Raw genomic sequence first — 8904 nt, 5'->3', positions numbered from 1 at the left:
GCCAAAGTAGATGGCATTGGGCTTGCGTCCTGCCGCTAAAACCTCGCAAAACACGGGGGATGAATGCCTCACTGCGTTGCGTTCAAGGGCTCGGATGACGTCTTGACTGAGCCGTATTGTGTCATTCGCCTGTGAATTCGGGGGGGAGCCCATAGGGAATGCCCTTGCGGTGGGGATTCTGGTGAGTACGATTGAGCCGTTCGGGGCGTTCTGATCCCGGAAACTGTTACCAGCCTCATGACCCAAACAAGCCGGTTTCGCCTTGATTCGAACACTTGCACTCCTCGTACCGTTAGTGCTAGCCGCAGGGATGACTCAAGCCCACGCGGGAGTGATGACCACGGCACCTGCGCCCGACATCGAAATCTTGGGTGTGGGGGCGATATATGATGCTGGCAGCGATCAATTCTTCGCGTTCGGTAGTGCTACTCGATTTAAATCGCTGTCAGGTATCGACGCAATTTTGCCAGACAAGCACAGCCTGGAACGAGCGGCTGCAATTGATCCGTACGCAGCCGCGATTAAAACGGGAGTGTTTGAAATGCAAGCCACTATCAAACCGGGTGGTGAAGTTGCAGCTTTTAAACCCGATGGTACAGTCGCAACTAACACCTTTACGATACACGGTTCATTAAATGATGCAGCGCCGACGGATGAGATTGTACTGCTGAAAGGCACGATTACCGAAATGAACATGGCCGTGTTCTCAACGTCTGGCGTATTAGAGTTCATGGCGACTGGTGTGTCAGGTGAACTCAGTAAGTATTACGGGGGGGCGTTTGCCGAGGCATTCCTCAAAATGACATTGTCTGTGGTTGAGCCGAATCCAGTAACCGCTGGGGCTTATCGTTTCGAAAGCAGTTTCATGGCGGCAGGGCAGGCGGACGTAGCAAAGCCGGTTCCCGAGCCAGCTTCGATGGCGATTTGGGGATCCGTTGTGGTTGTCGGCAGCGTTTTGTCGCGGCGACGCATGAAGAATCGTCTGTCTGTCTAGTGGCAACGTCGCCCGACGACTCCGCTCGTCGGTTTTTCGTTTACGGCAATGCCGCCCAAAAGTCTTGGCGACTTTCGCTACCTTGCGAATATCTGGCCGATGGCAGGCTCGAAGCCTATCTCACACCCCATCGTCGTTGATCGCTCCGCGATCAAAACGTGTCATCCGTCCATCTGTGTAGCAGAACTCGTCATCGGTTTGTTGATTTAGCCTGACTTCAGAATGCTCCGTTTAACCGTTAGCCGATAGGCGTGCGCTAACCGATGCGAGTACGCCTTCGGCTGACTGTTAAACGATTAACTCAACAAGCGTTCATGAGTTTTGTCTCGTTCTCGCTTCACGTCATGATCGCGGAGTGATCAACGACATTGCACAAATGTCTCCGCGACTTTCAGTACGAAAGAGTTTGCTTGTCGTTGCATCACCAAGCGACTGAGTGCCAGCCCCAGTTTGCTCTGCTCGCTTTGGCCTCCCCAAAGTATGGTTTGTGGCAGTCAAAAGCGCCTTCGGCACAGAGTTGCATTCGGTGACCTGGTTGAGCATGTGTACTCAAAATTCCGCCTGTTATTCCGGTGAAATCATTCTGTGATTCGATGCCTTCAAAAGGATTGACAATCACTTGTTCTGATTACAGTAGGGGGTTATCGTTCCGTACCAGCGTCCGTCGCTCACTTCAATCCGCTGTCTGCTGCCCCGCCTAGGTCCTGTTCATGCAACTGTCTCGTATTCCATCTTTGTTTGGCCTAGCTTCATCGACCACTCGCCAGAAAAGAGTGGGACGCAACCGCAAGCAAGCCAGGCGGCGAATTCAGGCCGAGTTGCTTGAGGATCGCCGCATGATGGCGCTGCTCGGTGTAAGTCCTTCGTTTCCAACTTTGGATGCGAACTTCAATGGATCGGTTCAGTACAACGCAGCAACGGATACGTTCGTTGCCGACGCGACTCCGTTGCTATTCAAGACCTCGTTTTTCAGCTTCGGGACACAGGTCCAGGCACCAAAAAGTTTTCAGCTCGAATTCAAGGTTGATGATTCGGGAAATTTTGCTGGAGGCGTCGCGGGAGACGACTTCAAAATTACCGGTTCACTCAGCCTCGACTCGGATTCGATTCCTGATGTGACGGGGGATCTATTGACCGGCGAGGTCATTGCGTTTGGTTATGCGGATTCGGGTAGCTCGACGACAACCGATGTTTTCGATTTGCGTCTGCAGGTGACTGGCGGGGCGCTGTCGGTGCCAGGAGTGTTATCGGCTAGTGGCAATCCGCGGCCTGCATATTATGCGGATCGAGATATCGGAATGCGGATCACCAGCGAAAACTCGACTTTCGATGGCAACTTCGACGTGGATTTCGGAGGTGATAATAAGACGCTGCTTGGTCCGATCGAACGCGAAGTGGTTGAACTCGCCGAGCTCGGTAATTTTGTTTGGCTGGATGTCAATCGCAACGGGATTCAAGATGATGGCGACACCGGAGTGAACGGTGTCAGCGTCCATTTGTATGCGGACGTCGATGGCGATGGCGTCGCGGAACCCGGCGGTGATGATGGACCGGCGATTGCTACGCAAGTGACTACGACGTTGGGCACGACACCGGGCTATTACTTGTTCGAAGATCTCGATCCGGGTGCCTATTTCGTCGTCTTTGATTCATCAACACTACCAAGCGGATTTGAATTCACTACCGAAGGCGCCGTCGGCTCGACGGATGCCAACGACAGTGATGCGGACCCGGTCACCGGCGTCGCGGCGGTGACGACTTTGGGACCCGGTGAGAGTGATCTGACCTGGGACGCTGGCATTGTGTTGGCATCGGATGTTGCGATTAAGAAGTACACGCGAGTGGACAAGGCTCCGGGGCCTGCGATCGATATCGAAAAGTTGGTTAAACCGCTTGTCGTTCATTCGGGCAACATTTGCGAGGCAACTGGCAAGACAACCGTATTAACTTTGCAGTACAACCCAAGCACCAGCGTGAATACGGCTCAGGATCCCGGCAAGGCAACGGCAAACGGATCTCTGGATGCATCTCCTACAGATACTTACATTGTCGTCGGCGATGGGGGGAGCAATGTTTTCTTCGCGGGCACCGTCGCTGCGGGGGATTCATTCACGGCTTCGTCAAGTCTCGCAGGGACCAAGTCGTTCATGTCCAATACCATCATCGAGGTGTTCGACAATCAATCCGCATTCCAGGCAGGTGCTGCTGCACTGCAAACGATGCAGTACCACACCTCTTGTTCACAACCCATTCGACTTGGTGATGTGATTGGCAGTGTTCAAGTAGTTGAAATGGCGGGCAAAGAGGGGGCTGTGATGGCACCGGCCGGATTCGGTGAGGATGCGGATACCACCGCCAGCGGACCGGAAGTGATGGTCGGCAGTGAAGTCATGTGGACCTACGTCGTCACCAATCCTGACCCAAATGATCGACCGATTGCCAATGTGGTTGTGGTCGACGACGCAGGAACCCCCAATGACCCCGCCGATGATTTCTATCCTGATTACGTCAAGGGGGATGATGGCGACGGTTTGCTGGAACTTGGCGAACAGTGGATCTACACTGCTAAGGGAACGGTTGAATTAGCGGGCCAGTACCGCAATATCGGCAAGGTAACTGGCAATTTTGTCGATAGTGGTGCGATGGTAATGGATGATGACCCCGCCCATCATTTTGGTGTCACCGGCGAAGTGTTGATGTGCAGTGAAGTCGGCAAACCGGTCGTATTGACGTTTGATTATGTCGGCGGCAGCAATGTTCAAACGGATCAAGATCCCGGTAAAGCGGGCACCAGTGGCGTTGTGGATTCGACACCGCACGATTCGTTCTTCTTTGTGACAAATTCGACGGACCTTCACAAAGTGTTCTCGGGTGCCGCAGCGAACTACTTCTCGGGAACCGTCTCGTTGCAAGAGCCGTTCACGGCGAAAGCCGCCAACGCCGACTCGACCAAGTTTAGCTCGAACATGATGATTTATATGTTCGATAACGTTGGCTCGTTTAATGCCGGGGATGCTCCGCTGCAAACGATGCAGTATCACACGTCGTGTTCTCAGCCGATCAACTTAGGCGATGTCATCGGAGGAGTGAAGATTGTTGGTGCGGTCGGAGAAACAGGATCGTCGACTGTGTTGGCTGATCAATTGCCACCGCTGGGGCCGCTGGAACTGCAGGGGCCTACGGTCGTGCTGGAAGGAGATCATCCATTCGATGCTTCTAATATCGGTGTTCCGGCCGATCTCCCAACGGGGCCGATGGCACAACTTGGCGACAAGGTCACATTCACCTATGAAATTACCAATCCTGGTGGCGTTCCTCTGTCCAATGTGATGGTTACCGACAACACCGGAGTGGTTGTCGAGCCTGTATTGCAGACCAATGGCGCGAACGTGGGCGATATGAACGAGGACGGTTTACTCGACCCCAGCGAAACGTGGTATTACCAAGCCGTTGAAATTGCGGACGCGGTTGGCCAGCAGATGAATATCGGTAAGGTGACTGCTGATCCAGGAATGGTGATGGCTGAAAATCCGAGCCATCACTTTGTTAATCCACTGAGCATCGAAAAATTCACGCGTGGGAAGGCGGAGTCAAGCGGTTTGGTGGGCGCGGATGTCTGTGGCGATCTAGGGTTGGATGATTTCGATACGCTGACCTTGCGTTACGAAGGCAACAATGTCGTCAGTAATCCGCAGGAAGGCAAAGCGGTAGTAGTCGGCAATCTTTCGGATCCGGCGCCGATGGATGTTTACATCATCGGAAGCAAGGACTCTGACGGTGAACGGGGGCAATTCTTTGCGGGCAATGTGGGACTAGGAGACGCGTTTGATCTGACTCAAGCGTACAGCGACACAAGCTTCGGTTCGTCCACCTACGTCTTGATCTACGACACCGATCCATCCGCAGGCGGGACTTTGCTGCAAACGATTGACTTTCATACCTCCTGTTCAAAACCGCTGAGATTGGGCGATATCTTTGGCGGCGTGACCCTGGTAGGCGTCACCGACGAGGATGGCGATTCCGCGAGACTTGCGGAACCGAATCCAATAGAACATCACGGCGAAGATGCTGACACCGCTCAGGAAGCGGTCCCGATCACGCTCGGCGACAAAGTGATCTTCACCTACGAAGTGACTAATCACGGTAGCACTCCCATCACCCTGGACAATGTCATTGATGACAACGGCACGCCGGGGGATGCCAGCGATGATCTCTATTGGCAACCGCCATCGGGAGTCGACCAGGCGATCATGGCGATCGTTGACGAGGCGGGGCACAACGTCGGTGATATCAACAGGGACGGATTGCTCGACGCCAATGAGACCTGGTTGTTCGAGGCGATGGACATCGTCCGTCAAGAAGGCGTGGTTGGCAACAAGGGAGTTGTCACTGGCAGCGTCCAAAGCGACGGAGTGCCGGTGCCACTGATGGACATGGATATGAGTCATCACGTTGGCGTATTGCCAGCGATCGATTTGTGCGAAACAGGCGAACAACCGACGCAATTGAACATGCGTTACACCGCGTCGGATGAATTCAATCATGCCCAGGGCGACAAATCCGAAATCAATGTCTCGCATGGAAGCCTCGTTGGAGTCTCGAGCGTGTTTGTCCGCGTGACGGATGACGAGGATGCATTTGCCACGGGGGTCGAGATGTATTTTGGTGGCACCGTGAACCATGGGGACGTCTTTGGTATCGATGCGACATTAGCAGGCCGCTCGCACCTTCGTTCCAAAATCTTTGTCCATTTCCTTGACCCGACCAGCGGCGACTTGATCCGCACGGTCGAGGTGCATGCTTCTTGCTCGGCACCGTTGGTGTTGGGAAATCAGTTCGCAGGAGCCCAGTTGGTCGGTTTTATTGGAGATGAAGGGGCGATTCTCGGTCTTCAACCCAGAGCGATGATGACTGGCGATGGCAATGTGGTCGCGGGGGATGTCCTCTTCACCGGCCGGAAGATGAAATTCACGTTGACCAACGTGGGCAACGATGAGGCCCTATTAGAAAGCTTGGTTTTCAACTGGGCCGAACAGAACAAGAAGCTCAAGAAGATCAAAATCGACGGGGTTGAGATCTTCCGAACTGCAACGGGATGGTCCAGTGGCGGGTTATCGATCGGCAGCAATGATTGGAAAACGGGAACGGTCGACAACCGCACCATCGCAGCAGGGCAAATTGTGCTGGTTGAATTTGAATTTGAGAAGAGTGTGAGTAGCGATTCCAACGACTATCGCTTGGACATGTACTTTGATATCGATGGCGACGATGACGATGACGATGATACGCAAACAGTCGGAGTTCTGTGATATCGGGAAGTATCGCGTCGGTTTTCTGTAGGCGGGGATGCAGTGGAGCGAAGTGCCGGCATCGAAGAATTTACTCTTCCCCTTGGATAATCAGCGGACTGTGGTGACGAATTTCTAGTAAATGCCGTGTCAAGGATGTGTTTCGTAGAGTATCGCGATTTTGTATATATCGGATCACTGATGCTCTTCCATTTGTTTCGGAAAAACTTTCATTTCCCTTCTAACCCATCGGCCGATGTGATGAGATCTTCACTGCCATTTTTATCGTTTCTCCTGGTCTGCTGTTTTTCAATGAACACAGCAAACGGCGGTATCATTTGGAACCCACCGGGGCCTGATATGCAGTTAGGGGTGCAACTGATCGATTACGACAATCCAACCAGCATTTCAGATAGGCTAGTGGTCGGTGGTGTTGCTCTCAACTTGAATGTTCTCGGCAGCGAGCGTTTCACTATTAAATTTGGCACCCCAGCGTCTACTCCCGATGTTGCCATGGGATTAGCAAGTGATATCGAGGATGTTTTTGAGACATTCGCTCCGTCGGGGCCAGGGTTCTTTGCGCTTGATGCGATTGTGGGCAACACGGGAACACTTTTAAGCGGCTCTTTTCATCTGTTCGGGATACTGAACGACGCCGGTGGTCTCAGCACGTCGAATGAAACGCAACTGTTGCTCGAAGGATCGCTGGTTGGAATGGACACAAGTTCTTTTCCAACCGAGGAGACAATTAAATTTACAGCTACCACCGAGAAAGGATATCTCGAAAATTTTTTTCCATCTACTTTCGACGTTACATTCGAAGGATTCCCAAAGGAAACATTTTTTGAGAATAGTTTTAAGGTAGAGCCAGCCAAATTTGGAAGCGTGGCAAGTACTGTACCGGAGCCCATGTCGGCGGTGATTTGGTCATCTGCACTGATTCTGGGAGGCGTGTTGAGTCGTCGTCGACGAACGGCGACAACTTCAAACGCAATCAGATGCAGCGAGTGAGTCGTTTCCTAAACTGTTAGGTTGCCTGTGATTGCGGCCCAGTTGTAGTAACCCTGGATTCCAGCTAGTGTTGCGATGGTTTTGTCTCGCTGTAGAGCGCGGCGGAAGTAACTGCGAGTGTCACGGTCCCAGCGATACTGAACAAGATCGCTTGGGGGACACGGGTTTCCAAAGTAGCGTTCGTGCAGTGACGTTCCCGCGTGTTCGTCGAATTTCAAAACAAGTGCCACTGCCGGGTTGCCATTCGCGTACGGGCAATCCGAGAGTTCGCCGATTTGGCGAAATCCCATCACGCGTTTGTACAAGCGTGCATGTTTGGGGTGAGTGGCCACAACAAATCCATCGATACCTCGTGAATGAGCCACTTGGACAAGCAGACGACCTAGCTCTGCAAACGTTTCGATGAATCGCACCGGTGAGTCGCGTCGGTCGGCCAGGCTTCCAATTTCAGCCAGCCGTAGCCCTTGGTCGCGAAGCTCTTTGATTTCTCGTGGATACATCGATTGCATCGGCAATCCCAGGTATCCATCGCCAATCATCGACAGTGTTGATGTTACCGTGTCATCGAGTTTGGCAACCAAGACCTCGGTCGTCGGCACCAAGTGAAATGGAGTCAAACGCATCCCGCTGGGCGTGTCGACGGCCAAACCGGCGTCGTAGTAGGACTGGTACACCAGTCTGAATGCCTGACGCAGGTCCTCTCGCGATCGAGCCAAGCTGATCGTGAGATCTCGAACCGTAGGTTGCGAAGACGCCGCTTCATGCGCACTTAGTATCGCACTAGACATCGGAGGGTAACTCTTTGATAAGTGAATCGACGTTGGAGTGATTCGACCGAGAACCACTACACGTTTAGCGAGTTTCAGTGCCCCCCGGAACTGTACCTTGCTATTGAAAGCTAGGACAGGAATCGGCAACTGATACGCGTGCACCCAAGATTCCCCACAGAAACCTAGTCAATAAGAAAGGTCTGTAACGGTTGTCCGGTCCAACCGATCGGGTGCAAGAGATTGCTTTTCGATTTGCTGTCTCGATCCACGAATCACGTGCTACTGCGTAGGACGGATGACAACTTCGTTTTGAGCTTCTGAACCAAGTGGGGGCGGCGCTTGCGACGGGGCGCCAATGCGTCTTTGTGGGGGGCGATATTGATGTCTCTGCTCGCCGTTTTTGCATCAGTGAGTCTCCACAATGAAAATCGCTATCAGCCTGTTCAGCTAAACGGCATCCTGCAGTTCGCTCCAACGCACCCCGTCAAAACGGGGATAATTAACCGCAATTTGCAGTGAACGCCTGTGATCCAAGTGTCGGTTTGTCACGCATTTGAGCGAAATCAAGAAAGTTTGGTTCAAAGAAGTCGTGAAAAGGAGGAGAGACGCGTTCCCGGTTAGTGTGGGGGGGATGTAAGATAGTGTCTTTCACGGATGAATTCGCCACCCCCTTTTGTTCTTGTTCTTCCCCGTATTTCGTGAATGCCAATCGAAAAAATGAACTATTGGCCTTCAGCAAGTTGGAAAATCGTTTCGTCAAAGGGTGAGACGCTGGATAGCATCGAACCTTCCTTCCCGTTTGCATTACTTGGTTCGCACCAAGCTTGCACGTTGTCAGTAC

4 protein-coding genes are annotated in these 8904 nt (G+C 52.7%); 3 read left to right on the top strand and 1 reads right to left on the bottom strand.

Annotation, left to right across the window (positions count from 1 at the left end):
• Positions 1–331: 331 nt before the first annotated feature.
• The 3 genes from RMSM_RS27875 to RMSM_RS27865 all read left to right on the top strand — a co-directional run bounded on the left by RMSM_RS27875 (position 332) and on the right by RMSM_RS27865 (position 7293).
• Positions 332–994 carry a hypothetical protein gene (locus RMSM_RS27875; RefSeq protein WP_236622326.1) on the top strand — a complete coding sequence of 221 codons (663 nt, stop codon included), beginning with the start codon at positions 332–334 and terminating at the stop codon, positions 992–994.
• A gap of 836 nt (positions 995–1830) precedes the next feature.
• On the top strand, positions 1831–6303 hold the full coding sequence (locus RMSM_RS27870; RefSeq protein WP_040769697.1) for a DUF7467 domain-containing protein: 4473 nt from the start codon (positions 1831–1833) through the stop codon (positions 6301–6303).
• 291 nt (positions 6304–6594) lie between these two features.
• Complete coding sequence (locus RMSM_RS27865) at positions 6595–7293, top strand: hypothetical protein (protein ID WP_236622325.1); 699 nt, start codon at positions 6595–6597, stop codon at positions 7291–7293.
• A gap of 8 nt (positions 7294–7301) precedes the next feature.
• On the opposite strand, the gene RMSM_RS27860 is transcribed toward RMSM_RS27865, so the two are convergent.
• The gene (locus RMSM_RS27860; RefSeq protein ID WP_063870273.1) at positions 7302–8081 is read right to left on the bottom strand and encodes an N-acyl amino acid synthase FeeM domain-containing protein; all 780 of its coding nucleotides are present in this window, start codon (positions 8079–8081) and stop codon (positions 7302–7304) included.
• Positions 8082–8904 lie beyond the last annotated feature (823 nt).

Source organism: Rhodopirellula maiorica SM1 (assembly GCF_000346295.1).
In the GTDB taxonomy this organism is placed as follows: domain Bacteria; phylum Planctomycetota; class Planctomycetia; order Pirellulales; family Pirellulaceae; genus Novipirellula; species Novipirellula maiorica.
This window is presented reverse-complemented; position numbering and strand designations above follow the sequence as displayed.

Coding starts and splice junctions, on each gene's coding strand:
- RMSM_RS27860 (WP_063870273.1), bottom strand. CDS start 8,081: ATGTCTAGTGCGATACTAAGTGCGCATGAAGCGGCGTCTTCGCAACCT.
- RMSM_RS27865 (WP_236622325.1), top strand. CDS start 6,595: ATGAACACAGCAAACGGCGGTATCATTTGGAACCCACCGGGGCCTGAT.
- RMSM_RS27870 (WP_040769697.1), top strand. CDS start 1,831: ATGATGGCGCTGCTCGGTGTAAGTCCTTCGTTTCCAACTTTGGATGCG.